This window comes from Thalassoroseus sp., assembly GCF_984380535.1.
Window position 1 is genome coordinate 407,531 of sequence record NZ_CFHRBF010000001.1, and the last position, 25,030, is coordinate 432,560.

22 protein-coding genes and 1 tRNA gene are annotated in these 25,030 nt (G+C 55.4%); 14 read left to right on the plus strand and 9 right to left on the minus strand.

Annotation, left to right across the window (positions count from 1 at the left end):
• Positions 1 to 74 precede the first annotated feature (74 nt).
• The 4 genes from AC5DDB_RS01505 to AC5DDB_RS01520 are packed head-to-tail and all read right to left on the minus strand — an operon-like array spanning position 75 to position 6,053.
• The gene (locus AC5DDB_RS01505) at positions 75 to 1,469 is read right to left on the minus strand and encodes a restriction endonuclease subunit S (protein ID WP_491737897.1); all 1,395 of its coding nucleotides are present in this window, start codon (positions 1,467 to 1,469) and stop codon (positions 75 to 77) included.
• Complete coding sequence (locus AC5DDB_RS01510; RefSeq protein ID WP_491737898.1) at positions 1,466 to 3,697, minus strand: GmrSD restriction endonuclease domain-containing protein; 2,232 nt, start codon at positions 3,695 to 3,697, stop codon at positions 1,466 to 1,468. The genes AC5DDB_RS01505 and AC5DDB_RS01510 overlap by 4 nt, the downstream gene beginning before the upstream one ends.
• Positions 3,694 to 5,841, minus strand: coding sequence for a type I restriction-modification system subunit M (locus AC5DDB_RS01515; RefSeq protein ID WP_491737899.1), 2,148 nt, complete (start codon positions 5,839 to 5,841; stop codon positions 3,694 to 3,696). Before AC5DDB_RS01515 ends, AC5DDB_RS01510 begins: the two co-directional genes overlap by 4 nt.
• Positions 5,842 to 5,861: 20 nt before the next feature.
• Positions 5,862 to 6,053, minus strand: a complete 192-nt coding sequence (locus AC5DDB_RS01520) for a helix-turn-helix domain-containing protein (protein WP_491737900.1) — start codon at positions 6,051 to 6,053, stop codon at positions 5,862 to 5,864.
• A gap of 334 nt (positions 6,054 to 6,387) precedes the next feature.
• Between AC5DDB_RS01520 and AC5DDB_RS01525 the strand changes: the two genes are divergently transcribed.
• From AC5DDB_RS01525 to AC5DDB_RS01575, 11 genes are all read left to right on the plus strand, one after another.
• Positions 6,388 to 6,756, plus strand: a complete 369-nt coding sequence (locus AC5DDB_RS01525; RefSeq protein ID WP_491737901.1) for a DUF1257 domain-containing protein — start codon at positions 6,388 to 6,390, stop codon at positions 6,754 to 6,756.
• Positions 6,753 to 6,947: a DUF2997 domain-containing protein gene (locus AC5DDB_RS01530; protein ID WP_491737902.1), complete on the plus strand. Its 195-nt coding sequence runs from the start codon at positions 6,753 to 6,755 to the stop codon at positions 6,945 to 6,947. Before AC5DDB_RS01525 ends, AC5DDB_RS01530 begins: the two co-directional genes overlap by 4 nt.
• A gap of 2 nt (positions 6,948 to 6,949) precedes the next feature.
• Complete coding sequence (locus tag AC5DDB_RS01535) at positions 6,950 to 7,198, plus strand: hypothetical protein (RefSeq protein WP_491737903.1); 249 nt, start codon at positions 6,950 to 6,952, stop codon at positions 7,196 to 7,198.
• Between the two features lie 59 nt (positions 7,199 to 7,257).
• Complete coding sequence (locus tag AC5DDB_RS01540) at positions 7,258 to 8,739, plus strand: AAA family ATPase (protein WP_491737904.1); 1,482 nt, start codon at positions 7,258 to 7,260, stop codon at positions 8,737 to 8,739.
• 55 nt (positions 8,740 to 8,794) lie between these two features.
• Positions 8,795 to 9,241 (plus strand): hypothetical protein, encoded by a 447-nt coding sequence (locus tag AC5DDB_RS01545; RefSeq protein ID WP_491737905.1) that lies wholly within the window; start codon positions 8,795 to 8,797, stop codon positions 9,239 to 9,241.
• A gap of 94 nt (positions 9,242 to 9,335) precedes the next feature.
• Entirely contained in the window at positions 9,336 to 10,286 is a 951-nt protein-coding gene (locus AC5DDB_RS01550; RefSeq protein ID WP_491737906.1) for a hypothetical protein, read from the plus strand.
• A 10-nt stretch (positions 10,287 to 10,296) separates the two neighbouring features.
• Positions 10,297 to 10,542, plus strand: coding sequence for a hypothetical protein (locus AC5DDB_RS01555; protein ID WP_491737907.1), 246 nt, complete (start codon positions 10,297 to 10,299; stop codon positions 10,540 to 10,542).
• A gap of 95 nt (positions 10,543 to 10,637) precedes the next feature.
• Positions 10,638 to 10,865: a hypothetical protein gene (locus tag AC5DDB_RS01560; protein WP_491737908.1), complete on the plus strand. Its 228-nt coding sequence runs from the start codon at positions 10,638 to 10,640 to the stop codon at positions 10,863 to 10,865.
• 286 nt (positions 10,866 to 11,151) lie between these two features.
• A complete protein-coding gene (locus tag AC5DDB_RS01565; protein WP_491737909.1) occupies positions 11,152 to 12,468 on the plus strand; it encodes a hypothetical protein in 1,317 nt (438 codons plus the stop codon).
• 97 nt (positions 12,469 to 12,565) lie between these two features.
• Positions 12,566 to 12,889, plus strand: coding sequence for a hypothetical protein (locus tag AC5DDB_RS01570; protein WP_491737910.1), 324 nt, complete (start codon positions 12,566 to 12,568; stop codon positions 12,887 to 12,889).
• Positions 12,843 to 13,568, plus strand: coding sequence for a tyrosine-type recombinase/integrase (locus AC5DDB_RS01575; protein ID WP_491737911.1), 726 nt, complete (start codon positions 12,843 to 12,845; stop codon positions 13,566 to 13,568). The genes AC5DDB_RS01570 and AC5DDB_RS01575 overlap by 47 nt, the downstream gene beginning before the upstream one ends.
• A gap of 5 nt (positions 13,569 to 13,573) precedes the next feature.
• Here the strand turns inward: AC5DDB_RS01575 and AC5DDB_RS01580 are convergent.
• The 4 genes from AC5DDB_RS01580 to AC5DDB_RS01595 form a co-directional block, all read right to left on the minus strand.
• Positions 13,574 to 13,647, minus strand: a tRNA-Arg gene (locus tag AC5DDB_RS01580).
• A 619-nt stretch (positions 13,648 to 14,266) separates the two neighbouring features.
• Positions 14,267 to 15,199: a type II secretion system F family protein gene (locus tag AC5DDB_RS01585; RefSeq protein ID WP_491737912.1), complete on the minus strand. Its 933-nt coding sequence runs from the start codon at positions 15,197 to 15,199 to the stop codon at positions 14,267 to 14,269.
• Positions 15,200 to 15,298: 99 nt separating this feature from the next.
• Positions 15,299 to 16,261: a type II secretion system F family protein gene (locus AC5DDB_RS01590; protein ID WP_491737913.1), complete on the minus strand. Its 963-nt coding sequence runs from the start codon at positions 16,259 to 16,261 to the stop codon at positions 15,299 to 15,301.
• 89 nt (positions 16,262 to 16,350) lie between these two features.
• Complete coding sequence (locus AC5DDB_RS01595; protein WP_491737914.1) at positions 16,351 to 17,673, minus strand: TadA family conjugal transfer-associated ATPase; 1,323 nt, start codon at positions 17,671 to 17,673, stop codon at positions 16,351 to 16,353.
• Between the two features lie 410 nt (positions 17,674 to 18,083).
• Between AC5DDB_RS01595 and AC5DDB_RS01600 the strand changes: the two genes are divergently transcribed.
• Positions 18,084 to 20,981: a DUF1553 domain-containing protein gene (locus AC5DDB_RS01600; protein WP_491737915.1), complete on the plus strand. Its 2,898-nt coding sequence runs from the start codon at positions 18,084 to 18,086 to the stop codon at positions 20,979 to 20,981.
• 20 nt (positions 20,982 to 21,001) lie between these two features.
• A complete protein-coding gene (locus tag AC5DDB_RS01605) occupies positions 21,002 to 22,426 on the plus strand; it encodes a DUF1501 domain-containing protein (RefSeq protein WP_491737916.1) in 1,425 nt (474 codons plus the stop codon).
• A gap of 12 nt (positions 22,427 to 22,438) precedes the next feature.
• Here the strand turns inward: AC5DDB_RS01605 and AC5DDB_RS01610 are convergent, their stop codons facing one another.
• Positions 22,439 to 23,125, minus strand: coding sequence for a hypothetical protein (locus tag AC5DDB_RS01610; protein WP_491737917.1), 687 nt, complete (start codon positions 23,123 to 23,125; stop codon positions 22,439 to 22,441).
• A gap of 616 nt (positions 23,126 to 23,741) precedes the next feature.
• Between AC5DDB_RS01610 and AC5DDB_RS01615 the strand changes: the two genes are divergently transcribed.
• On the plus strand, positions 23,742 to 24,989 hold the full coding sequence (locus tag AC5DDB_RS01615; protein WP_491737918.1) for an efflux RND transporter periplasmic adaptor subunit: 1,248 nt from the start codon (positions 23,742 to 23,744) through the stop codon (positions 24,987 to 24,989).
• The last annotated feature ends 41 nt before the right edge of the window (positions 24,990 to 25,030 follow it).

The window sequence follows — 25,030 nt, forward strand, 5'->3', positions numbered from 1 at the left end:
ATTGTGGTTGGACTGAGAATGGAGAATGGTTTCATACGCCTACCTCCGTAAGTTTGTCATCGAGCGGTCGGTGGTCATGCTTCGACTTCCTCCGGCTCGGACCCGAGCTCGATGTCTTGCGTGGTTTCGACATTGTCGAGCAGCTCGTCCGCGTTGGGTTCGACTTCTTCCTGTTCATCGATGAGTGCGATCGCTTCGCGAACATCGAGCTTGCCGGTGACAACGTCGGCAATGATGCGAGATCGGTATTCTTGAACCAGTTCACACTCTCGCTCAGCATTGCTGATAGCGCGGTCAAGATCGCCTATTGTTCCTTCGATGTAAGCAGCAATCTTCCTTCGTTCGTTAGATGGGGGCACGGGAAGCCTAATGTCATAGAAATCATCGGTGTAGAGACGCCAGAATCCTTCAACGATACCTTTTGCGCGTACCCGCAACTCGAAACGACAGGCTGGCGACCGAAGCACATGCTCGAAGTATTCGACGCCAGACGAATCAAACGCACGAAGAACGGTGTAATCAGGGCTAATCACGCCGGCATAACGGGCCAGGGAAAACACTCCGAGGTGTGCCTTCAGACGATTTAGCACCAAGTCGTTGACTTCACAGAGTTTTCCACCAGCGTAGCTTTCTGACACTAGAGTTCTGTTATCAACAAGGTGACTAGGAACTAGACCGAGCTTCTGGCTCATGGAAAGATGCTGTTCAGAGCCATCCAAAGACCGCTTATCAACTTCGCGAAAGATGTACCGACACCGCTTCACATCCCAATGCTCTGGCACCTCTCCAAGCCACTCAACCCCAGACGGCTTGAAACGCACCTCGGGATCGAGGCCACGGGTCACGGCGCAATGGATGATGGCCTGTTTCTGTTCGTTCAATACTGCAATGAGTTGCCGCTTGACCCGGACGTAACGGCGTATCCGGCGTTCGGCGTAGTCCAAGAAACGGACGATTGCCGATTGCTCCTCTGGAGGAGGAAACGGAGACGGCATTTGTTTGAAGTCTTCCCAGTAGAGTCGATTGCGATCCGAGACGATGCCGCGTGAGAACTTGTTGACCTCATCCATGTACGCGCCGGTGCGGAACAGATACTGGTAGTATCGTGATTCTGTTTCCGGCAGTGGCTTGGCGACAATGTATGCGGGGCTGATCAAACCATCGACTGGAGCCACACCGACTGCTCCCTGCCACATCCGCATCATGTTGTAGGCAATGTCGCCTTGCTTTGCTCGCTTGTACTTGTCTTTGTCTGACATCACCTGTTTTCGAGTGGAGTTCTCGAAATCACGGATTCGGACACCCGTCTTCAGGGAAACTTCCAGAATCGGCAGGTCAGGAAACCCGGTTTCATTTCGCTGGACAAACAACCGACCATTTCGGCGCACTTCCCAATGAGAAGGGATCTTTCCAAGCCACGGCAGGCCGGAATCGGTGTATGTCGTGTGGGGTTTGAGTCCGTCGATCATTTGTTGAGTACCTTCTCGAACCAGAGGATCGCGGCTTCGCCTTCTTTGCGGGTGACTTCATCGACCGTGCGGCTGTGACGAATCCCATTTCGCAGCTCGGCAAGCTGATTGAACTTGCCGAGCAGAGTTTCCTTGTTGGCAAACTGCTCCGAGAACATCGACCATGATGTCTTGCTGGTGATTGTGTCCTGCAACTCGCGAAGATCGAAGTATTCCAGCTTGCCGGACAGCCCTTCGTAGTATTCCGAATCCATCGCGGCGTTCTTCTTGCTGGCTTTCTGAATCCGCTCGTTCACTTTCTGAGCGACATGCTGCGGGAGTTTTTCGGCATCACCGTCGAGCGATTCTAAAATCGTTTTCCGCAAGCTCAGCTCCACCAACTCGATTTTCTCGTCGAGTTCTCGCAACTGCGGCGGCAGATCCAGCCGCTCTTTGACCAGCAGGTTCTCGATTGCTTCCTGCAACGTCTTCTGACGTTCGGTGATAAACGCCTCGAAGTCGTCGGGTGTAAACGGATCGCGGAGCAGAATGGCCTGGGCGGCAGGCGAGATGAAGTGCGATTCCAGGATCGCCCGCACGGCCGTTTCCCCGTTGTCCTTGATCATCTCGGGGAGGTATTCGTTGGGCAGTCGATCGCAGATGACGTGGCGATTGGTCTCTTGGGTGAGCGGGGTTCTGTTGAGGATGGTGTGAACGGCGTCCCCTTGAAGGTTCTTACCTCCCCAGGAAACTGGCACGATGTGATGGTCGTCGAGGTCATCGTGCTGCGGCACATTGCCCGTCATCCAATCCCGAGCACCCTGCAAGACCAGCAGATTGAAAATGCCGTTGTAGACGGAGGAGCCACGGCGGGTTTCCTTCCGCAACTCCAGGTTCTTGAACCGCTGTTTGAACTCTTGAATCAAAGCCGGCTCGGCCGCATCGTCTTTGATCCACTCCTTGACGTCGAGGAAATCGCGGGCGCTGGTGGATTCGACCGAACCCGAATAGCGGTTGGTGAACACACTGGCCCAGTACCAATGCCGAATCTTTCGCTGGGCCGACAACCGTTCGTTAGCCGGCAACGATTTGGCGTGCGACTGGATGGCGGCGAACGCCGGCAGAATCGAAACGTATGGGAGGTAGCTGGACGAAATGCCGCCGAACTCCTGGGGATGGCGAAGCAGCTTGATGGCTGCTTCCAAGGCATTGACCGCGACATCCCAGCGTTTCTCGAAGTCGTGGATGTCGGGAATCAGGATCTCGGTTTTTCGTGAACCGTCAGGGGCGCGAACCAGCTTCTTCTGCTCAGGCAACAGGTAGTAGAGATACTTGGGCGAGCAGTAGCCTTGCCGCAGAATGGACATCACCTGCAACACATAGACATTCATCCGGGAGGTTTCGACGAACTCCAGCCGCGATTTCGCCTCGCGGTACATGTGTTTGAGTTGCAGCCCCTTGGGTTTCAAGAGCGCGTTGATGAGGTCGAAAACATCGAGCTGCACGCCCTTGCTGTTGATCTGCGTGAAAATGTCGCAGACCTTATCGACGGCGATGTCCTTATCCAGTTCGATGTACGAAACCTGGTACTGCTGCGTGATGCCGAGCAGCAACTCGCCGAACTCCTTGGCATCGCTCACTCGAAGTTGCGCCGTCTCAATCGCCTCGGCATCGTCGGCCTCCGTTGCGGCTTTGAGCTGATCGTTCCAGTATTGCTCGTAACCCTGAACCCAGTTGGGGAGTTCCCAACCGCCCGCGCCAACGATCGCGAGTGGGAAAATGTTTTCGGCGTATTGATTGGTGCGGTCGGTCAGGAGCTTGTGAACATGGTTCTTGGCCCAGGCATAATCGAACGCCTGGTCATGTTCCTCCGCCATCAGCTTGTCGATACGGACAAAATAGACATAGCGGTTGGCCCGGTTGGGCAGAGGCTCGTCCGGTGCGAGGAAAGCGTAATACATGGCGGTCAAACGCTGTTGACCATCGAGGACAATGTGTTCCCGGTCGGCTTTGCCGGAGAAGCCGTAGATCGTTTCGCAGGACAGCGCATCGAAGTTCTCGTCCTTGCCCTTCCACAACAGCAGGCTGCCGATGTAGTAATCGAGAAAGATCGAGCGCATGAGATCCCGAATGTCCTTCGGTTCCCACTCGAAGTCACGTTGGAAGTCCGGGATGACAAAGCGCCCCTCTTTGAGCCGGGAGATGATCGTGCTGAGGCTTGCGTGATCTGGCTTCTGTGCGTCTTTCAAAAGCTTTTCCCTTCCCCTACGATTTCAACCAACAGACCTTCCGTCTCCTTCTCCAACGCCAAAATGTCCGCCCGGATTTCCTCCAGTGACCGGAGCGGTTGCGGCTTATAGAAATAGCGATTGAAGCTGATTTCGTAGCCGACTTTGATTGAACTCTCATCGAACCAGGCGTCCTCGGCATGCGGAAGCACTTCCCGCCGAATGAACGCTTCGATGCCTCCATCCTCCAACAGAGGAACTTGTTCGGTGTCTCGTAGATCGCTATCCGGCTCGTATTCCAATACCAAGGCTTTGTCGCCAACCGGATTGGCAAACAATCCCCGGATGGGATCGACTTCGGCTTTGCCCTTTTTGTGAACCTTCTTGATAACCGGTTCAGCCTTCTCATCTCGCTGAGCCAGTTCGTTTTGAAGCAACTTTTTGCGTTTGGCCGTCAGCTTGACGTTGTTCTCTTTGGCATCGTCAGTGATCGAATCCATGAAGGTGTTGAAGTTCAAATGTGGCCCTGGCCCAAGGGATTCAGCCACGCGGTCCACGACGTTCGCCAGCGGTTCCTCTTTCGCCTCCTTGCACGCGGCCCGGAACTGTTTTCGACGCTCTGGCGAAAGGTCAACTGCCAATCGCAAGGGGCGTTCGACGGTGACCTTCCAATACCCGAAGGCTTCATTTGGAAAAATCTTGGATTCTTCGGTTTCTTCAAACGCGAGGAACGTCTCGCAGATTCGTTGAATGTCCTCGTCTGCCAACTCGCAGTTCTTCATGCCCATGTTTTTGCGGAGTGGCTTGAACCACTTCGTGGCATCAATCAGTTGGACTTTGCCCCGGCGTTCATCGGGTTTGCGATTCGTCACCACCCAGATGTAAGTTGCGATGCCGGTGTTGTAGAACATGTTGAGCGGGAGCGCGACGATCGCTTCCAGCCAGTCGTTCTCAATGATCCAGCGGCGGATGTTGCTCTCACCTTGGCCTGCGTCTCCGGTAAACAGCGATGAGCCGTTGTGAACTTCAGCGATCCGACTACCCAGCGGCGTGTTGTGCTTCATCTTCGCGCACATGTTGGCCAAGAACAGCATTTGGCCGTCACTGGAGCGGGTGATCAACGAGTATTCGGGATCGCCATTGTGTTCGATCACGAAGCGGGGGTCTTTGATGCTGGCTTTTCCACCCATCCGCTCCTGATCGCTTTTCCAGCTCTTGCCGTACGGCGGATTGGAAAGCATGAAATCGAACTCGCGGGAGCGAAACGCATCGTTGGATAGCGTGGAGTGTTCCGGGCCACCGATGATGTTGTCAGCTGCTTCCCCTTCGCCTTTTAGCAGCAAGTCCGCTTTACAAATCGCATACGTCTCGGCGTTGATCTCCTGACCATAGAGGTGCGTGGCAACCTCTTTGCCGTGCTCCTCGGCCAACTCCGCAAGCGTGTCTTCCGCGACGGTCAACATGCCGCCAGTTCCGCAGGCCCCGTCATACAACAAATAGGAACCCGATTCGATTTGATCGGCGATCGGAAGGAAGATCAGTTTCGCCATCAACTTGACGGCATCACGTGGAGTCCAGTGTTCTCCGGCCTCCTCGTTGTTTTCCTCATTGAATCGTCGAACCAACTCCTCGAAGATCGTCCCCATTGCGTGATTGTCGAGTCCCGGATGTTTTTCCGTGCCATCGCCATTCATCACGGGATTGGGACTGAGATTGATCTCGGGCGAGAGCAACTTTTCGATCAGCGTGCCCAGGGCATCGGCTTTGGACAGGCGGGGAATCTGATTACGGAACTCGAAGTTTTCCAGGATGTCTTGGACGTTGGACGAGAAGCCGTCGAGGTAGTCTTCAAAGTCCGCTCGGAGTTGTTGTTGATTGGCCCGCGCTCGCAGGTCACGAAGGGTGAACTTGGACGTGTTGTAAAACGCCTGACCGCTTGACTGGCGAAGGGCAGCGTCCTGGTTTGTCACACCGGCCTTGTCCAACGACTCCTTCATGTCGAGGACGGCTTGTTTCGTGGGCTCCAAAACGGCATCGAGCCGGCGAAGGACGGTCATGGGCAAGATGACGTCCCGGTATTTGCCACGAACGTAGAGATCGCGCAGCACATCGTCTGCGATACCCCAGATGTAACCGGCGATCCAGTTGAGTTGCGATGAATCCATGCGGTGGTTGTTCTCTCGTTCTATTTCTTCTTGGGTTTGTTCGATTTCACCGGCTCGGCGGCGGCTTTGAGGAACTTCTCCAAATCCGACCGCTTGAATAGCCGGTAACCGTTGGCCGGATTGATCCGCACGGGGATTTTCCCGGCGGCGGCGTACTTTCTTAGTGATGTTTGGGACACACCGAGAAACCCGGCCACCATGACAGTTTTCACGTATCAATCAGCTTTTCCATCGCATCGACCAAGGCACGTGCCAAATCGGCCCGAGTAGAGCAAATGCACAGACTATCAAACATTACGCACGCACCGAAAGCGACCAATTTTCATTTTTCCGGTCCTTCCACAACGCGGGGGCGGGTAGTTCGGATCTGCTGAATCTAGGGGCTTTTCGCGTCAAGTAAGGTGATGCCCTTGGCTTAGCTCGCATGAGCGGCTGATCGGCCCTGTTGCCCTGTGATTTCCGACATTGTTCGGTCATCACGGGGCTTTTTTCGTTTCTTGGCGGGTTGATGGTCGACTCGCCGCAGGTTGCTTTGTGGAGGACCGCATGTCGCACATCGTTTCCGTTCAGACCGAAGTTCGTGATCCCGTCGCCATCCGGTCGGCGTGTGATCGCCTACGTCTACCGGAGCCTGTCTTCGGCGATACGAAGTTGTTCGGCAGCTCGGCGACGGGCTGGGCTGTGCAGTTGCCGGAGTGGCGCTACCCAATCGTCTGCGACGTCAACACGGCCAAGATCGCCTTCGACAACTATGGAGGTCGATGGGGCGATCAAACCCAGCTCGATCGGTTCCTTCAGGGATACGCCGTCGAGAAGGCCAAGGTCGAAGCTCGCAAGAAGGGCCACACCGTGACCGAACAATCGCTTGAAGACGGCTCGGTGAAGCTGACCATCAACGTCGGAGGTGCTGCATGAGCAAAACCATCGAGATCATCGTTGCACCGGACGGTCAGTCACAAGTCGAAACCAAAGGCTTTGTCGGCAGTGAATGTCGGGACGCGAGCCGCTTCATCGAAAGAGCCCTCGGCCAACACACGGATGAAATCCTGAAAGCGGAGTTCCATCAAGCGGCCGAAAATCAGCAATCGGTCAAGGAAGGGGGCTGATCGTGACCAATGTCCGCCGCCGGGTATTGCGTTCGCGAAGCCCCGATGCAGAAACCCGACGCCGACATCGTCGGCTTCAGAAGAAACGGGAGCAGCTGACCAAGGTTCGTGATTCGCTCAAACGCTGGATGACGCGGTTGAAGCGCGCGTTTCACGCCATGGAAAAGTTGCAGACCAAGATCGCTCGACTGGAACGGGAGATCAACCAACTCGAATCGCAGATTGACGAAGCGTCGGATTCGGCTGAATGACGCTCGTCATCAACCGACCAGAACCATCCCATCGATCAACACTCAACAGGAGTCCGTCTATGACATTTACCGATCGGCTGGCGGAGTACGTTCGCGCGTGCTTCACCGGTCTTTGGATTGAATCCCACGAACACCAAGACGCGCTCGTTGCCATGGCTCAACTCTGTCGCCAGGAAGATTGGCGAATGGCAACTTGGGACATTGACCAGGGCTTGAAGATCCCCGGAGCCGAGACCGACGCCGGGGCCAGCGATCCGTTGCCGGCAATCCGGGCCATCAACTCACTCGTCTCGCCGGAGGGAACGGCGATCCTGGTACTTCAGAACTTTCATCGCTTCATGCAATCGGCCGAGATTGTCCAGGCCCTCTCACAACAGGTCGTTACTGGCAAGCAGAACCGCACCATCATCGTGGTGCTCTCGCCAGTGGTTTCCTTGCCCGTCGAACTGGAAAAACTATTTGTTGTGCTGGAGCACGAACTTCCCAATCGCGAGCAACTGGCGGAAATCGCCGAAGGCATCGCCACTGAAGACGGCGAGTTCCCGGTGGAGCCGGAGCGTGAAATGATCCTGGACGCTGCCGTGGGGCTGACGCGTTACGAGGCCGAAAATGCTTTCAGTCTATCCCTCATTCGCGAGGGCCGACTGACCGCTGCGACACTCTGGGAACAGAAAGCCCAGATGCTCAAGAAAAGCGGAACGCTCCAGCTCTATCGCGGCGGTGATGACTTCAGCCGACTCGGTGGACTGTCGGCACTCAAGGCGTTCACAAAACGAGCGCTGTTGCAACCCAACCGCAACAACCCGCTCAAGCGTCCGCGCGGTGTGATGCTGTTGTCGCCACCTGGCTGCGGAAAGTCACAGTTTTGCAAAGCTCTCGGCAGCGAAGTCGGACGGCCCGTGTTGATTCTCGATGTGGGTAGCTTGATGGGTTCGCTTGTCGGGCAGAGCGAGGAGCGAACACGGCACGCCTTGCGAACCATCGACGCGATGGCTCCTTGCGTGGTGATGATCGACGAAGTCGAAAAGGCGTTCGCCGGTGTGAATGGCCAAAGCGACTCCGGTGTGGCGGCTCGCATGTTCGGGACGTTCCTCGGCTGGCTCAACGACCATCAATCCGATGTGTTCGTGGTTTGTACGGCCAACGACGTCAGCAAGCTGCCACCGGAGTTCAGCCGGAGCGAGAGGTTTGACGGTGTATTCTTCGTCGACTTGCCGACTCGCGAGGAGAAGGATGCGATCTGGGACATCTATCTGAACCTGTTCGAGATCGAACCCAATCAGCGACGTCCCAAGGATGACCAGTTCACCGGCGCTGAGATCCGTGCTTGCTGCCGATTGGCGGCACTCTTGGATGTGTCACTTGTCCAAGCAGCTCAGAACGTCGTTCCCGTTGCCGTCACGGCTGCCGAATCGGTCGAACGATTGCGGATCTGGGCCAGCGGCCGTTGCCTCGATGCCAGCCGCCCTGGCATCTATCAGCACGACGGTGGAAGCGGCAAATCTCGGCGACGCGTTAGCCGCGATCCTTCCAACAACTGAAGCCGCTTGTTCCCGGTGAATCTCGCGGCTTGATCTTCAAGTGAAAGGTAAGCCTATGAGCGAAGAACCCAAAACCCGATTCGCCAAGTACGAAGGTGGATGCCTGATCGCGGTGATCGTCGTGATTGGGTTGGTTTTCCTGGCGGGGTTGTTGAACCCCAAGAAGAAGCATGTCGATGTGCGCGTCACGGGACAGATCCAAGGGCATTTCATCGACGACCCGACATTCACGCTTGCCGTGTGGCATCAGCATGAGGGCAATCTGACGAACGGACGACTCACCATTCGTCTTCATGGAAAGAGCGTTCTGCCGGAAGACGCAACCCACGTGCATAGCTTTGAGACTTGGAGTCCCAACGAGCACAACGCGGTGACCAAAAGTATTTCGCTGCCGAACTACGATCCAGCCGAACCGTTGGTCGTTGAAGTCTATGTGAAAGCGGCAAACGCCCGTGACACGCCAGTCCGGCTTGTTTGGCAGAACCGTGATTGGAAAGACTGAGCCGCAAATCGTAACACGACTTTCTGCGCCGAGCCTGGTCCCGATCGGACCTGGGCTCGGCGTTTTTTCTTGGTCTCTCTTTTGGAGATTGCGTATGAGCACATTGTTAGATGACCCCACATCCCAGTCGGCGGAATCAACCTCTGCGTCCAATCGACTTCGCACGACGATGGCGGCCGCTCGTCTCAGTTTCAACTGGCTCGGCGTGCGGAAATCCCTCAACTCTCAGCAGAAGAACCAAGCGGCGGATTCGTTCGGCGCGGAAGGCAAGTTTCTCAGCGCCGGCAAGAAGCTCCTCGACACGTCGCATCCGGCATACAAGGCGGTGACCGCGATTCGGGGGCGTGCCGTGGCCTATTGGAAGGGCGTTTCATTGCCGTATCCCGAACCGGGCGTCCGCTTGATTCGGCAGGATGCGATCACCGAGTTTGACAACAAGATCGCCGAGTTCCGCACGGAGCTGGATGATGCGGTTCTCGAACTTGATCGGCATTACGACGAACTCCGCGAGGCGGCTCGCCAGCGGCTGGGGGATTTGTTCGACGCCAGCGATTATCCCGCTTCGTTGATTGGGACGTTCGGCATCGAGCACGACTATCCCAGCGTTGAGCCGCCCGATTACTTGCGACAGCTCAGCCCAGAGCTTTACGAGCAGGAGTGCCGCCGGGTTCAGTCCCGTTTCGACGAAGCGGTTCAACTGGCCGAGCAGGCGTTTTTGGAAGAACTCGCCAAGCTGGTCGATCACCTGACCGAACGCCTCAACGGTCAAGACGATGGCAAACCCAAAGTGTTCCGGGATTCCGCCATCACCAACCTGACCGAGTTCTTCGAGCGGTTCCGGTCACTCAATGTCCGATCAAATGACCAGCTCGACGCGTTGGTGGAACGGGCTCAGGGCGTGGTCAACGGCGTGGCCCCGCAAGAGCTTCGTGACAGCGGGGCGCTGCGGCAACAAATCGCCTCGCAACTGACCAGCGTGCAGTCCTCACTCGACGGATTGCTGGTCGATCGACCGCGTCGGAACATTCTCCGCCGGCCTCGGTAAGGAGGCCAGCGTGGAACTGCTCATTGAAACAACCGGGCAAGTGCGTTGCGTCTATGCCGAATCCGTTGATCTCCATGAACTGGGTGCCGTGTCGATTCGACGCGGTTCTCATGTGGAACCCACAGATGACGGGCATTGGACGGCGGATCTGTCTCCGGTGAACGGGCCGCTGCTCGGTCCGTTTACAACACGATCCGCGGCGCTCGATGCCGAACTCGCCTGGCTTCGTTGCCATTGGCTAACGCCAGCCAAGTAACCAACAACGGATTCTCTGCCTCGCAGGTCGCGGGGCGGCTGTTTTCACACGGCCGCCCTGCGTTGGGTGGTCGTTATCTCTTTCGATTGGAGCAAATGATGACCCAAACTGACCTTGATCACGCCGTCGCCTATGCGACAGGCGAAGACCTCTCTGAAATCAAGCGGCGGGGATTTTCCATCGCCGACCCTGCCGACGTGGACTTCGATCCCGAACCGGACAATCTCCCCGGCCAGGTGGTCGACTGGGACGATGACCGATTCTCCTGCCCGTATCCCACCGTGATTCATCTCGACGCGTTTCTGCAACGGCGGTCTGCTTGATGCGGAACTCCCACAAATCCAATGACAGCCGGCCAGGATACCACGGCGACCCGATCTACCGGGACGCGATCCATCGGTATCTCGGCTGGTTGGGAGTGGCCTGCATCATTGCCTGCCTTCACGCTGGTCCGGTCATGCTTCTCGTCTGGCTCGCGGCAGCGTTCGTGCTGACGCGAGACGGCAGCGGAAGCAACCGGAATCAGTCAAAACGCAACTGTCAAAGTAAACGAAGGAGACGCTGTTGATCACACTATCCAGAAGACACATTCGGTCAATCCGAACGATGATGAGCCAAGCCCTTGGCATCACATCTCGCAAAAGCCCGGCACCCATTGGTTTTCAGGCCACCAACGATGGCATCACACTCACCACAAGCAACGAGACCGTTGCCATTCGGCACACCATCCCCGGCGCTGGGACGTCCGAGGCATTTGCAATCCCCTTGGCGGCCCTGGCCGAGTGCGAAGTACGCGGGGATGAGGTTGTCACGTTTCGACGCGAAGGTGACTCGGTGACTGTGGAGTGGCGCGACGGAGGTATCCCGCAAACGGCTCGGCACGATGTTTTGGTAAATCCTGCGATGCCTTCCAATGTCGAGTCCACGGCCGTGTGTGACCAATCGCTGATGCGGGCATTGTCGGACGCGGTGGAAACCGCCGATCGCGAGGCGACTCGGTACGCGCTCAACTGCATCCTGCTTCGTGCCAACGGCCAGATCCTCGCAACGGATGGCCGGCAAGCCTACGTCCACGATGGTTTCGAGTTTCCCTGGAGTGAGGACCTGCTGATTCCCGCCTCGCGGGTGTTGACACGAAAGGAACTTGCCGACGTAGCCGAAGTCGCCATCGGTGCGTCCGACGATTGCGTCCAGGTGCGAGCGGGCGAGTGGGAACTCTGGTTGAAGATCAACAAAGACGCCCGGTTTCCACGGGTGGACGAGCATGTTCCCGATCCAAATGCCGTGACAACGACACTGCAACTCGCCGATGACGATGCCCAGTTTCTGATCAAAGCGATGTCACGGTTGCCGGGCGCGAGGGAGATGAACGCACCCATCACGCTCGACCTCAACGGACAGGTTGCTGTTCGCGCCCAAGCGGACGAGCAACTGACGGAACTGGAACTCAGTCGTTCGTCACGGCAGGGCGACGAGATCCGTTGCAACACTAACCGGAACTTTCTGGCTCGCGCCGCTCGACTGGGATTTCGGGATGTTCACTTTCATAGCCCCGAGTCGCCAGCGGTTTGTCGCGAAGGCAACCGCACCTACTTCTGGGCGTTGCTCGGGAAAGATGGCGCGATCAAGGCGACAGACAACATGCAGCGGATCGCCTCGGTGGACCGGGGCGGCCCGCAAACGACCAGACCTTCAACAATCGAAAGGCCCCACATGCAAACTGACAAGACAAGAACTCCAACTTCGGAGTCGCAGTCTGCCGACTCGCTAACCCCGCTTGAGGCGGCTGAAGCACTGCGAGATTCGCTGAAGGAATCGCTGGCTCGAACTCGCGAGCTGATCGCGACGTTGCGTCGGCGCAAAAAGCAATCTCGCTTGGTGGAGAGCACGCTCGCCAGCCTCCGGCAGCTTCAAGACGTCGCGTAGCTGCTTGGTCGTTCCATTCATCCACATTCCGGGCCGCCATCGTATTTTTGCGTTGGCGGCCCGTCTCCATTTCTACTTCTACTGAAGGAGACATCCTATGGCAGTCAAACTGTCTGTCGGCCTGCAAAAGAAGGTCGGCCTTCCCGACTATGGCTCACTCGGCGCAAGTTGCCACGTTGAGTTTGAGATTGACCGCAGTCTGATCGAACACGACCTGGCAGGATTTCACGAAAAAGTTCGCGGAGCCTTCACCGCGTGCCAACGAAGCGTTGAAGACCAACTCGCGCCCCAGCAATCCAATCACAACTCGGCACCGAGCAACGGTCATAACGGCATCGGCCATCACACTAACGGCTATTCCAACGGAAATCCCAATGCTGCCAGGCCTCCGCAAGTTGCTGGAGTCGGTACCGACTGCTGAACGGACTGGGCCGGTAGTCAAGTTGATTCCTGTCGAGTACGCCGTGGCGGGCAAGCAAAAGCAAGCGTTCACTCCCGAGTCGGACGTTCTGGCCAAGCTGATTGTTGAGTACAGCAACCAGGCAATCGCTGATGCCTGCCATGTTAGTGAACAAACAGTCCGAGCATGGCTGAAGAAGCTAGGGTTGGTGCGGAAGGATCGGATCACCCGCTACGGGCAGGCTTTGCCGCCTGAAGTTGTTGCCAAGCTGAAGAAACGCAGAACCCGGCGGCCATCAAGGTCGAAAGAACTTTCCAAGGATCGGGTGAGTCGGGTCATCTCGGCGATCGGGGAGCACGCGGGAATCATCGTCCGCCAACCTGATCCCGACCGGGGCCTGCGCGTCAAGTTCGCAAGTGCCCACGACCTTCGCCGTAGTCTCGCCGAGCGACTTTTCAATCAGGGCCTCTCAGCCGAGACGCTGATGGTGATCATGCGACACCAGGACTTCGCAACCACTCGGAAGTTCTACCAAGCTCGGAAGCGGGCGGAATCGGCGGCCACCGAAATCAACAAGCTCTTGGGCGGCGAAACGGGGGATCGCGGAATAGTGGGGGGATTAGTGGGGGGAAAAGAAGAAGCTCCTCAACTTTCCGCCGAGGAGCTTCGCAAGCTAAAGTCTTTGCTGGATTTGGTTTAGTGAAGTACACCCCAGAGGATTCGAACCTCTAACCTTCGGTTCCGTAGACCGATGCTCTATCCAATTGAGCTAGGGGTGCAGTTGTGCTGCACGGAGATTAAATGATCGTCGGGTGCTATTTCAACCCTCAATCAAATCTCCCGGGTGATCGCGAATTGGTAGCGACAACCCTGTGGAAGGATGATAGCGGCAGTTTGGCTGGTCGACAACCCTGCAGGATCGAGAAATCGCTTGAGCAACGAAGTCGTAGTACTGCTCGATCCGGGGAGCCGAGAGTTATCTCCCGGTTGACGGTCGAAGTCACTCGCCAAACGCGGTGTAGCTAAACGGACGCAATCTCTTTCGGCGAGGACACTTATTGCAATCCTGATGTCTCACGACTACTCAGGACGTCTTGATACGATCCGTTCTAAGAGAGTAATAACGACGGGCTACGTCATCTCCAGCGTACACTGAGTTGCTGGTACGGACACAATACAGTGCACACAAAACCACACCTAGCCGAGGCACTCGCAAAACGAAATGTACACAACCCTTGGCTCGGTCGGGCTCGGAACCTGGCGATCATCTTTCGAGGCTCGATCTGGGAACACGTCGTGTTGGAATGCGTGAGAGTTGGGTTGAGTTCCGGTCTTCTGCGTTTTCGGTTCTGAGAGCCGTCACACAAGTTCTTACGAATGCGATTTCGGACGATAGAGCTACTGGGCGAACAAGCCGTTCATCATCATCAGGGCGGCAGGTCCCACCAGGACGACGAAGATACCTGGAAAAATGAACAGAACCAGCGGGAAGATTAATTTCACCGCGGTCTGCTGTGCCCGTTCTTCGGCCATTTGGCTTCGTTTCACTCGCATACTGTCGGATTGCACCCGCAGAGCCTGGGCGATTGAGGATCCAAATTTGTCGGCTTGAATCAAGATTGCAACCAGAGCACGCATGTCATCCACACCGGTTCGCACGCCTAAGTCGTGCAACACTTCCCGACGTTTTCGCCCCATCTGCAATTGCATGTTTGCTAGATTGAATTCCTGGCACACGTCGGGATGGGTGTCCTCGAGTTCTTCCGCAACGCGTCGCATGCCGGCATCCAGCCCAAGTCCAGCTTCCACGCAAACGACAAGAAGGTCGAGGGTGTCCGGGAGGCCAAGGAAGATGCGTTCCTGTCGGGCCTTGATCTTCAATGTCAGAGCCAGGCTCGGAATGAACAATCCGAATGCACAGCCAACGATCAAAGACGTGAGTCCGTTCATCGTCATGCCATACTTGAACGCTGCGAATCCGCCACCCATGAATAAGCCAACTAGCAAACTTGCTAGTTTTAACGCTAGATAGATCTGTGGCGCAGCCGGACTGCTAAACCCAGCATTTGCCAGCCTGACTTTAAGGTTGTTTTGTTCGAGCTCTGTCTTAGGCTTAAGCGCCTTTGACATTTGAGGCGCGGCACGTTCCAATAGCCCGCCGACTCCTGTTTTGCCATCGGCTTTGTCACGGTTTCGTCGACCGGGATCTCGCAGTTCTTCGAGACGTTCACTCGCACGACTCGACTTCGGCGACAACATGCTCATTGCAGCCCAAGCACCGCCGGTCAATGCGAGGAATACACATGCTGAAACAATAATACTTGGGTCCATGATAACACTCGTCGAGAAAAAGCGACTTAGAGGGCGATGCTAGTAGTCAATGATCAGTTGCGAGTTGATCTTTGCAGTATGTAGTTATCGTCGTTTGATCTAGATTTTGATATTGACGATCTTCTTGATGCAGACAGCCCCCAACACTTGCAAGACAGCTGCGGCTGCAATCATCTGACGTCCTTGCTCTTCTGTGAACAACAGCATCACATAGTCGGGGTTCAAATAGTAGACTGCAAAGAATAGAGCAATCGGCAATGCCATCAGAACGATACCGCTGATTCGGCCTTCACCCGTCAACGCTTGAACTTGCCCAAGAATTTTGAATCGCTCGCGAATGATGCCACTAATCTTCTCTAGGATTTCAGACATATCGCCACCAGCCTGGCGGTTGATGATCGTCGCCGTCACGAAGAATTTTAGGTCGAGGTTAGGAATTCGTTTGAGCATATTCTTCAACGCCTGCTCAAGCGGTACGCCTAAGTTTTGCTCTTCGTAGGCCATAGAGAATTCTCTGGAAATCGGGTCTGGCATTTCTTGGACTACGACGTTTAACCCTGAGGCCAAACTATGACCAGACCGCAGTGCTCGGCCAATCAGTTCCAAGGCATCTGGTAGTTGCATTGCAAACTTTTTGAAGCGGGACTTTCGTCGCCAGAGCAACCAAATGAAGGGAAATGTTCCTAAGAACAGGCCAGCGACTGGGTACAACGGTATTGGTGCACCGGCAATCACTGCAATCGCAACACCAAGCACGCAACACCCGACTGATAGTCCAAAGAATGCATCAGGCCGGATTGGTGAATCGGCTTGCTCGAATAACAGCGTGAGTTTCTGGAGTCGCTCAGTGAACCCACCCATTAATGATGAGAGTCCGCCGAGTCCCTCTTTTACAATTTCTTGTCGAGTTAAACTGTCTTGGTCACCATTTCCTTTGCCAGTGAGATTCGCCAGGCGATCTTCTGCAGTGGTCGGTGTAAAATCCGTGAACAGAAATGCGGCTGCTAATACAAGCGTCGCAATTCCGACAAAGATGGCGATATATATAAAGATCGGGTCCATGATGTTGTACCTGGAAAAACGTGTCGTGCTACGAATGGCCCGTATAAAAGTTGGTTATTTTTTTGTCTCTAACTTCAAGCAATCATACACTAGTATCCTAGTGTTCGCTGACTAAACAAATTCGAGGGCAGACGGACACCGGCTTGCTCAAGACGATCCATAAAGGATGGTCGCACGCCCGTCGATTCAAAGTGTCCGTATGCCTTGCCGTCTTCATCGATCCCATCTTGGATGAATAAGAAGATGTCTTGCATAATCACTGCATCACCTTCCATCCCGACAACTTCGGTAATATGTGTGACTTTACGAGGACCGCCTTGTAGTCGGTTGGCCTGAATGATCAAGTCGACAGCCGAGGCGAATTGATGTCGCAAGGCCCGAATCGGAAGTTCAATTCCGCCCATGCTAATCATCGTTTCCAAACGACTGACAGCATCCCGAGGAGTATTCGCGTGGATCGTAGTCAGTGATCCCTCGTGACCGGTGTTCATGGCTTGCAACATGTCGAGCGCTTCCGGCCCACGACATTCCCCGATGATGATTCGGTCCGGCCGCATCCGAAGTGCGTTTTTCACAAGGTCGGTAGCAGTGACTTGTCCTTTGCCTTCGATGTTTGGCGGTCGAGTTTCTAGTCGCAGTACGTGATCTTGTTGCAACTGCAATTCGGCGGCGTCTTCGATCGTGATGACACGATGGTCGGGCGAAATAAAGCTCGAAAGCGTGTTGAGCAGCGTCGTTTTACCGGAACCAGTACCACCGCTGACGAGGATATTCAGTCGTGCTTTCGAAGCCCCTTCGAGAAGCATGACCATCTCTGGCGTGAACGCACCGAAACGTAGCAGGTCTTCAAGGGTTAGTGGGTTGGAACCGAACCGGCGAATCGTCAGGCTCGGGCCGTCCAAAGCCAATGGCGGAATAATTGCGTTCACACGAGAACCATCCGGCAAACGTGCGTCACACATTGGTTGGGTCTCGTCGACGCGACGACCGACTTTGGAAACGATGCGGTCGAGCACTTGCATGAGGTGATCGTTGTCGCGAAACGTGACCGGCGAACGTTGAATTCGACCGTTCTTTTCAATGAAGACGTGTTTCGGTCCGTTGATCATGATGTCCGCGATGCCTTCTTCCTTCAGAAGGATTTCGAGCGGACCAAATCCGAAGGTTTCGTCGAGCACTTCCTCGATCAACCGTTCGCGTTCCGCGCGGTTGAGCAGGGGATTCTCGGTGTCGCAGAGGTGTTCTACGACGAGTCGAATTTCGCGACGAAGCGTATCTCCTTCAAGATCGCCCAATCGTGACAGATCGAGTTTGTCAACGAGTTTGCCGTGAATGAGACGTTTCAGCGTCTCAAAGTCATTCTGGCCGGCGTCTGCACCGCGTCCCGAACGAGAAGGGCTGGCACTGACCATACAAACATCTCCTAATCTGTCGTTTTGAGGGGAATTCGATTCTAGAAGCCGTCCCTTGAAGTTTTCCCGGCCCGCTTGGGAGTTCAACGGGCGGTGCAAGTCGCGGCTGAATGGATTGGGTAACCCAAGATTTCTTAGCAACCGCTCAAACCTAGTTCATAAAACGAACGGACGATGCGGATTCGTCGTCTTTTGTGAGCATTTGCCGAAATTGCGTCTCGGAAACGACAAATCCTTGGAAAATCTTCGGGAAGAATTGGCACACGTGTCGCAAGTGATCAACACGTGTATTGATGCAAATACGAAGGGTCGGTTGCCCATTCACCGATGAGCGGGCACAATCGGAAGGATTGATGCGTTTCTAGCCTGGAACGATTTTTTCTAAGCTCGCAGACTCAGCGGAGCACAGCATGTGTTATCGCCAATTCCTTCCGAAACTCACCCCGGGAGCCGCTATCGCGATTCTGAGCGTGATTTTTTGGAGCTCAGATTCGTCGTCTGCTGCAGACAACGTGAATTTCGAACGTGATGTCGCTCCGATTCTTGAGACGCATTGCGTGCGTTGCCATTCGCCGAATAATTCGAAAGGGGATCTCTCGTTGGCAACCGCTGAGGGACTTGCTGCGAACGGCTACCTGTCACCCGGCGACCCGGACGCCAGCTATCTGCTGGACCTCATTACACCCGGTGACGGCAAGAAACCAGCGATGCCCAAGGAAGGTGAAGCGCTCACGACCGACCAGGTTGCAGTCATTCGAACTTGGATCACGCAGGGTGCGAATTGGCCGGATGGAGTGGTTCTTCGGGAACGGTCGCGGGCTGATAAAACGTGGTGGTCGTTACAGCCGTTGGCGAAACCGACTCCTCCGCTGCACATGGAGACCCCCGCCGCATGGCGAGACAACCCGATCGATCGTTTCATTTATACGCGTCTGGCTGAACAGAAACTTTCGCCGAACCCGCCGGCCGATCGCCGAGCGTTAATTCGCCGCGTATACTACGATCTGACCGGATTGCCCCCCAGTCCGGAAGCGACGCAACAGTTCGTTGAGAGCAAGGACCCGCACGCGTACGAGAAATTAATTGATCAGCTTTTAGACTCGCCGCAGTATGGCGAGCGTTGGGGGCGACACTGGTTGGACGTGGTGCGGTTCGGCGAGAGTAACGGGTTTGAACGCAACGTGCTCATTCCCGACTTGTGGCCATTTCGTGACTACGTGATCGAGTCGCTCAATGCCGATAAACCTTTCGATCAGTTCATCCGCGAACACATCGCTGGTGATGTGTTCGGCAACGGCCTGCCGAAATCAGAGATCGGGAGTGCATTTCTGGTAGCGGGTCCGTATGACGACGTCGGCAATCAAGATGCGGTGCAGGCTGCCCAGATTCGGGCCAACACGATTGACGAGATGATCCGGGCTGCGGGCGAGGCGTTTCTGGGGCTGACGATCGGATGTGCCCGCTGTCACGATCACAAGTTCGACCCCATTCGGCAGAGCGATTATTACGCTTGGTATGCGTCGTTCGCCGGTGTGCGACACGGTCGACGCGTGGTCGCCACAGCGGAGGACAAAGCTGCAAACGCCGCACGCCGCCAACCACTCGAAGCCCAACGCAACTCCCTGACACAAGAACGAGAGGCGTTAAGTCGAGCCATCGAAGAACGCGGCAAGACGAAGCGAGCGGATTACGAAGCCACCTGGACACGTCCGCCGGTTGATCGTCGGGGAACCGAAGAAACCTTCGAACCGACAACCGCCAATTTTGTTCGGTTGACCTCTGAAGGACAGGACTCCAACCCTGCGAACCGGAGTCAGTTCGGCATCGATGAATTTGAGATCTGGACGGCAACAGAACCGCCTGCCAATGTCGCTTTGGCATCCGCCGGTGCCACCGCAACCGGGCCAAGTCGTCCCATTGAAGATGCCCCTGGTGTGTATGGTCCGCAAAAAGCGATCGACGGAAAAACCGGCGAACGATTCCTCGCCACTGGCGGACACTTAACAATCGAATTAGCCAAACCGGTTGCAATCAACCGCGTCACGTTCTCCAGTGCCCGTGGTGAAGAAAAACCTGACCAACGGAAATTCGCTTTCGTCGGCGAGTATCGAATCGAGGTTTCCGACGATGGAACATCTTGGCGAGAAGTTGCAAACTCACACGATCGAAAACCCGTAAACGAAGCGCACCGCAAGCATCGCTTACGCGAGTTGGAAACGAACGCCGACGACCATAAACGATTGGCGGAGTTGTCCCGTGAGATCACCCGGATCAATCAAGAGTTGGCAAAGATTCCGCCGTTGCAAACCGTTTTCGTCGGGACGCGATCCGAAGCTGACGCGAAGGGACCGTTTCACATTTTTCTTGGCGGAAGTCCACAGCGAAAAGGTGAGACGGTTCTGCCTGCCAGTCTCAGTGTGCTTTCGGAGAGTGCTCCGGAATATCAACTGGCGGCGGACACGCCTGAGAGCCAACGACGATTGGCATTGGCGGACTGGTTGGTGGACGATGAAAACCCGCTCACGCCGCGTGTGTTGGCGAATCGACTTTGGCATTACCATTTCGGCACCGGCATCGTCAGTACGCCTAACGATTTTGGATCGATGGGCAGTTTGCCCACTCATCCGGAATTGCTGGATTGGTTGGCCGGCGAACTTCATCGAAACAACTGGCAACTCAAGCCGATGCACCGGCTGATCATGTTGTCGCAAACCTACCGACAATCAAGCGAGCATCGGGACGAGGCGGCACAGATCGATAGCGACGCTCGTTTGCTGTGGCGATTTCCGCCACGACGACTGTCCGCCGAGGAAATTCGCGATTCGATTCTGCAAGTCGCGGACGTATTGAACACCGAGATGGGCGGACCCGGATTTCGGCTGTATCACTTCATGCAAGACAATGTCTGCACCTATGATCCGCTCGACCGTCCGGGACCGGAAACCTATCGGCGGGCGGTGTACCACCAAAACGCCCGGGCGTCCGTCGTGGATTTAATGACAGAGTTTGATCAACCGGACTGTGCTTTCTCGACGCCACGCCGGTCTCAAACAATCAGCCCGCTACAAGCACTCACGATGCTCAATCACCAGTTCACGCTCGACATGGCCGATGCGTTCGCGAAGCGTTTGAAACGCGACTCGGGTGATAACATTAACGAACAAATTCAACTCGCCTTCCGTCTGTGTTATTGCCGGGACGCGACAGATGATGAGCTGAAGTCCTGCGAGACGTTGATCGCCGAGCACGGGTTGTCGGCGTTTTGCCGAGTGCTATTGAATACCAGCGAATTCATCTACCTTCAGTAATCGAGATGCGAGCGCACGCGATGAACAACTCTCTCGACGCATTGACGCGACGCGGTTGGCTCGGGCAAGTCACCACGGGACTGCTCGGTGTGGGTCTGTCCGACCTGCTGGTCTCCAATACGAATGCGATGGAATCGGCCGTGAAGCAACCGCACTTTCCGCCGCGTGCGAAACGTGTGTTGCAGGTTTTCTGTCCGGGCGCGGCGTCTCACATGGACTTGTGGGAGCACAAGCCGTCGCTTGAGAAGTACCATGGAAAACCACTTCCCGGCGAGGAGAATCTCGTTTCGTTCCAAGGCAAGAACGGCAACCTGATGAAAAGTCCGTGGCCGTTCCAACCCGGCGGCGAAAGCGGAAAGATGATCAGCTCGATGTTGCCACACATGTCGCGGCATGTTGATGACATCGCCTTTGTGCACTCGATGATGAGCAAAACCAATACGCACGGCCCGGGTTGTGTCTTCATGAACACCGGCCATGCCACCGAAGGTTTTCCGAGTGCCGGGGCATGGCTGAGTTACGCCTTGGGCAGTGAGAACGAGAACTTACCAACGTACGTCGCGATTCCGGATATTCGTGGGGAACCGCCGAACGGCAAAGCGAATTGGTCCAACGGTTTCTTGCCCGCACGCCATCAGGGAATCATGTTGAGTGATCAGCAACCGATTCGAAACCTCAAACGGCCCGAGCGAATTTCCCAGGCGGAGGAGTTGGCATCCCGCGATTTGTTGGATCAACTCAATCGCAAGTTTGCGAACAACTTTCCGGCTCAATCCGAGTTACAAGCTCGGATCGAAAGTTACACACTCGCCGCGAAGATGCAGTTGTCGGCTCCCGAAGTTTCCGATCTTTCGCAGGAGACGCAATCCACGCACCAACGGTATGGCACGGGCGATGCGAACAACTACAAAGCCGCGTACGCCCGCAATTGTCTATTGGCACGACGGTTGTTGGAGCGTGGCGTGCGGTACGTCAATTTATATTGTGCGTCGCGAGCCTCGGGTGTGGATGGCCTACTGAATTGGGATGCCCACAAGACGCTCAAAGCCGACTATGAGCGTCATTGCCCCATCTTCGATCAACCGACCGCCGCATTGCTGACCGATCTCAAGGAATCGGGATTGCTCGATGAAACACTCGTGTTATGGACGACCGAATTTGGTCGTATGCCGACACATCAAGCGGGAACGGCAGGTCGTGACCACAACCCCGATGGTTTCACCTGTTGGATGATGGGAGCCGGGGTGCGTGGCGGTGTTAGCCATGGGGCGACCGACGAATTCGGCCGCCGAGCCGAAGTGAATCCCACGACCGTTTGGGATTTCTATGCGACGGTGTTGCACCTACTGGGGTTCGATCATCGCCGGCTCACGCACTACCACAACGGCTTGGACCGCAGACTTACCGATGTGCATGGCCATTTGATCGAACCCATCCTGGCATAACTATCGGCCGACTTACTGTCGTTCGGCCTGAGCCGGTGCTTCGGCTGTTTGAGCTTTGGGAATCAGTTCCTCGTTGGTTTCGTTCTCACCCAACAACCAGCGGGTCACCACTTGGAATCGGCGTTTGGCTTCTTGATCAGCAAGCTCGACGAGCATTTCTTCGTCCATTTTTGTCGCCACCGATGGCCCACTCGTTTCCGGCTTTGGTTGCGGGACTGCTCCGACGGACTCTTGACGAATGTAGTACCAACGACGTTCCGCGGTGCGATAGATATAGAGGTCTCGCACACTCTCGGTATTGCTGCCCGGTACTGTGAGTTGCGTTTTTAAACCGTCATTCGTCACCACAAAATAGTGTCCCGACGCAATGCCTGGCGGGGTCGGGGGTTGCTCAGTCGATGCATTCGTTTTGGGAGTCACCCATTCGGACTGAGAAATCGTTCGGAACACCGGTTCGAACACAATGGTAGAAGTTGCCTCGTAAGAAACGACGTTTTCAGGCACACGAAGAATCGGTCCGTTGCTAGCAAAAGTTTTCTGCGGCTCTCGCTCAAAAGACTTTGGTTCGTTCGTCTCCGGCGACTGTTTGATTGACTTTCGACTCGAACGAACAACATCGTTCGTGGATTCGCCATCCGAGGACCAAGCGGCTGCGAACAACGCTGTAAAAACTGTCAAAACCACAATTCGAATTGTCATGTCGGCTTCCATACGCGGCAGGCAAATGGGCGGGAGAATACGTGGTGTCGCCACCCCAAATCGATGCGTCACTTCACTTCGCTCACACGCAAGTCGGCGTGTTTCTCACCAGTTGTTTCCGCATGACTACCATTCGGAAGCAACTCGAAGATTCAGTCGGCTGTGAGAAGATATCGGGATTCCAAGCCGCGTTCGTGCAATGCAAGACTAGAGACTTCAGGCAAGCTAGCGGGATTGCCGCAATTTGTTCGGATTGTTTCGATTGTCCGCAATAGAAAAGTTTGACCGGTGCGAAACGTTGAACCGCAATTTCTCGACTTCTTCGCGAAAACGGTGACCGCGACTTTTAATTCCGACGCGAACCCGGCAAAATAACAGCGAAAATTGATGGGACTGCTCGCTGAGTTGGAAGTGTCTCATCATCCCCCAAATCTCTCCAAGAACTTACCTTCGACGGCTTGCTCGGTTTACCGTCCGAACGCGTCCGATTTTTTCGGATTGTCGATCGAGCAAACATGAAACCCACCACTTCCTCCCATATTGCATGGGAAGATTGCGTATGAGGCATGCCTCGCATTCCATGTCGACTGCAATCGTTTGAAGAACGCAGGGACCCATGAAAACCACATTGAAGCTTGTTGTCGCGTGTGTTTCGATCTGTGTTTCACTCGGATTAGGTTGGGTGATCTACTCTCGCTCGACTGCATTGGCGGCGAAGGAAGTCCCCGCTGTGACGAAACAGCCAGTGGCGGTCGAGGTGATGCCTGTCGCCCAGCGAGTCATCGCTGATCGAGCAGAACTGGTCGGCAGTTTGATGGCCGGTTCCGAGGTGCAAATTCTCTCTCGCCGAGATGGCTACATTACGGATATTCCTTTCGAAGTCGGTGACACCGTTGCACGCGGTGAGGTGATCGTCGTGCTCGACGACCGCGAACAAATGGAACTGGTCGCAGGTGCCAAAGCGGCACTCGTGGTCGCGGAAGCTCAGAAACGGGCACAAGATGCTCAGGAAGAGTTGGCCCAGAGTATTTACAACCGCAACAAGCGACTCCGCGACCGCAACGCTGCCACCGAAGAAGAGTTCTCCCAAGCGGAAGCCCAATGGCGTATTGCCGTCGCTCAGCGAGAACTCGAAGAGGCTCGAGTCAAACAAGCGCAATCGGAAATCGATCGCAATCAATTGGCATTGACCGACAGCAAAATTCTGGCACCAATGGCTGGCGTGGTCGCGGAAAGAATGGTGGATGTCGGTGACCTTGCCAAACCCGATGTTCCCTTATTGCGGATCGTCTCGTATCGCAAGGTTCACACAGTCGTGCATGTGGTCGAGAAAGATTACCCCCGTGTGAAAGTCGGCCAACAAGCGACAATCCAGGTTGATGCATTTCCGAACGACGAGTTCTCGGGGAAGGTGATCCGCAAGGCACCAGTGCTCAATCCAGGGACCCGGACGGCGGCAGTCGAAATCGAAATCCCGAATCCCGATTTACAGTTGAAGCCGGGAATGCACGCGCGGGTGTCGTTGATTTTCGTCGAACGTGAAGCCAATGTTCTGCCGATTGCCTCGGTCCTGCAGAAGAACAATCAGCCCGCTGTTTATGTGCTGAATCATAAACCCGGCGATGACGCCCCAACAGTACGACTTCAAGAAATCGTTACCGGAATTCACGATGGCGAATTGGTCGAAGTTCTATCGGGGCTGTCCGCAAACGATCAAATCGTCACTTTGGGAGTGCGTGTCGTCAAGAATGGTCAAGCCGTGAATCCTCTGGAGATTGCGTGGTCTCAACCGACGGAAATCATCGCCGAGCGAGGCGAACCAGAGTCCACCGAATCCGACGATGTCGGTGCCGCCGGTGAGTAGTTGCTCGGACACTGCAATTTGACTGATTGACTCCTCGGTCT

What these genes read in the sequence shown, in the direction of transcription:
- AC5DDB_RS01550 (WP_491737906.1), top strand. Translation starts at nt 9,336, where the DNA reads ATGAGCACATTGTTAGATGACCCCACATCCCAGTCGGCGGAATCAACC.
- AC5DDB_RS01515 (WP_491737899.1), bottom strand. Translation starts at nt 5,841, where the DNA reads ATGGATTCATCGCAACTCAACTGGATCGCCGGTTACATCTGGGGTATC.
- AC5DDB_RS01505 (WP_491737897.1), bottom strand. Translation starts at nt 1,469, where the DNA reads ATGATCGACGGACTCAAACCCCACACGACATACACCGATTCCGGCCTG.
- AC5DDB_RS01585 (WP_491737912.1), bottom strand. Translation starts at nt 15,199, where the DNA reads ATGGACCCAAGTATTATTGTTTCAGCATGTGTATTCCTCGCATTGACC.
- AC5DDB_RS01615 (WP_491737918.1), top strand. Translation starts at nt 23,742, where the DNA reads ATGAAAACCACATTGAAGCTTGTTGTCGCGTGTGTTTCGATCTGTGTT.
- AC5DDB_RS01595 (WP_491737914.1), bottom strand. Translation starts at nt 17,673, where the DNA reads ATGGTCAGTGCCAGCCCTTCTCGTTCGGGACGCGGTGCAGACGCCGGC.
- AC5DDB_RS01525 (WP_491737901.1), top strand. Translation starts at nt 6,388, where the DNA reads ATGTCGCACATCGTTTCCGTTCAGACCGAAGTTCGTGATCCCGTCGCC.
- AC5DDB_RS01610 (WP_491737917.1), bottom strand. Translation starts at nt 23,125, where the DNA reads ATGACAATTCGAATTGTGGTTTTGACAGTTTTTACAGCGTTGTTCGCA.
- AC5DDB_RS01600 (WP_491737915.1), top strand. Translation starts at nt 18,084, where the DNA reads ATGTGTTATCGCCAATTCCTTCCGAAACTCACCCCGGGAGCCGCTATC.
- AC5DDB_RS01605 (WP_491737916.1), top strand. Translation starts at nt 21,002, where the DNA reads ATGAACAACTCTCTCGACGCATTGACGCGACGCGGTTGGCTCGGGCAA.
- AC5DDB_RS01530 (WP_491737902.1), top strand. Translation starts at nt 6,753, where the DNA reads ATGAGCAAAACCATCGAGATCATCGTTGCACCGGACGGTCAGTCACAA.
- AC5DDB_RS01560 (WP_491737908.1), top strand. Translation starts at nt 10,638, where the DNA reads ATGATGACCCAAACTGACCTTGATCACGCCGTCGCCTATGCGACAGGC.
- AC5DDB_RS01545 (WP_491737905.1), top strand. Translation starts at nt 8,795, where the DNA reads ATGAGCGAAGAACCCAAAACCCGATTCGCCAAGTACGAAGGTGGATGC.
- AC5DDB_RS01570 (WP_491737910.1), top strand. Translation starts at nt 12,566, where the DNA reads ATGGCAGTCAAACTGTCTGTCGGCCTGCAAAAGAAGGTCGGCCTTCCC.
- AC5DDB_RS01590 (WP_491737913.1), bottom strand. Translation starts at nt 16,261, where the DNA reads ATGGACCCGATCTTTATATATATCGCCATCTTTGTCGGAATTGCGACG.
- AC5DDB_RS01575 (WP_491737911.1), top strand. Translation starts at nt 12,843, where the DNA reads ATGCTGCCAGGCCTCCGCAAGTTGCTGGAGTCGGTACCGACTGCTGAA.
- AC5DDB_RS01540 (WP_491737904.1), top strand. Translation starts at nt 7,258, where the DNA reads ATGACATTTACCGATCGGCTGGCGGAGTACGTTCGCGCGTGCTTCACC.
- AC5DDB_RS01565 (WP_491737909.1), top strand. Translation starts at nt 11,152, where the DNA reads ATGAGCCAAGCCCTTGGCATCACATCTCGCAAAAGCCCGGCACCCATT.